1 protein-coding gene and 1 pseudogene are annotated in these 1,123 nt (G+C 78.5%); both read right to left on the reverse strand.

What is annotated here, in order from left to right:
* Positions 1–112 precede the first annotated feature (112 nt).
* Positions 113–682: an HhH-GPD-type base excision DNA repair protein gene (locus ATM99_RS16245; RefSeq protein WP_062103886.1), complete on the reverse strand. Its 570-nt coding sequence runs from the start codon at positions 680–682 to the stop codon at positions 113–115.
* A gap of 48 nt (positions 683–730) precedes the next feature.
* Positions 731–1,123: pseudogene (locus tag ATM99_RS19490) on the reverse strand (hypothetical protein); the annotation flags it as partial.

Here is a 1,123-nt window from a genome sequence, read left to right on the forward strand (position 1 = left end):
CGTCGTCATGCCCTCATCGTGGCGGTCGCGTGGGCGGTGCGCCTCGGCCGCGCGACGGGTCCTGCGCTCCGTCGCGCGGCCGAGGCGGGCGCCCCGTGGCTTGTCCGAGGGGTCAGCGTGCGGCCTTCGCGGCCGCCTTGGCGGCGCGCTTGGTCTCCCGCACGCGCGTGAGCGAGTCGGCGTCGACCACGTCGGCGATCGAGCGCGGCTGGTCGTCGCCGTACGCGCCCGCGGCCTCGCGCCAGCCGGCCGGCTGCACACCGCGCTGCTTGCCGAGCAGCGCGAGGAAGATACGGGCCTTCTGGTCGCCGAACCCCGGCAGCGCCTTGAGCCGGCGCAGCACCGTCCGGGCGTCGGGGTCGCCGTCGGTCCACAGCCGCGTGACGTCGCCGTCGTACGCGTCGACGACCTCGCGCGCGACCGCCTGGATGCGCCCGGCCATCGACCCGGGGTAGCGGTGCACGGCCGGCGGCGTCGCGCACAGCGCCGTGAACTCCTCGGGGTCGGCGTCGGCGATGCGCCGCACGTCCCACCCGCCCATGCGGTCGGCGATCTTCGCCGGGCCCGCGAACGCCGTCTCCATCGCGACCTGCTGGTCGAGCAGCATGCCGACCAGCAGCGCGAACGGGTCCGAGTCGAGCAGGCGGTCGGCGGCCTCGTCACCGGTCATCCAGAGCGTCATGCCCCCATGGTCGCGCACGTGCCGCGCGACGCGCCCCGGGGCCCGCGGTCAGGCGCCGGACGGTGTGCCGGGGGACGGGAGGTCGGCCGGCTCGTCGACGTCGCGGCGCGCGCCGGACGCCGCGGGGACGTCGAGCGGCACGTGCCCCGCGGCGGCGTGCCGGGCCGAGGACCCGGGCCCGAAGCGCGGGTGCGGGCGGTGCGGCCAGGTCGCGGTGAGCATGGTCGTGCCGGTGCCCGCGGCGTCGGGCACGTGCGCGCGCGGCACGTCGGCCGCGCGCCGCAGCACGTCGTCGACCTCGGCGGGCAGGAGGTGCGGCAGGTCGCCGAGCACCACCACGACGTGCGCGCCCGGGGCCGTCGCGCGCACGTGCTCGACGCCCGCGGAGACGGCGGCGTCCAGCCCGGCGGCGGGCACGTCGGGTCGGGCCCCACCGGCGTC

The sequence above is a fragment of the Cellulomonas sp. B6 genome (assembly GCF_001462455.1).
Taxonomy (GTDB): domain Bacteria; phylum Actinomycetota; class Actinomycetes; order Actinomycetales; family Cellulomonadaceae; genus Cellulomonas.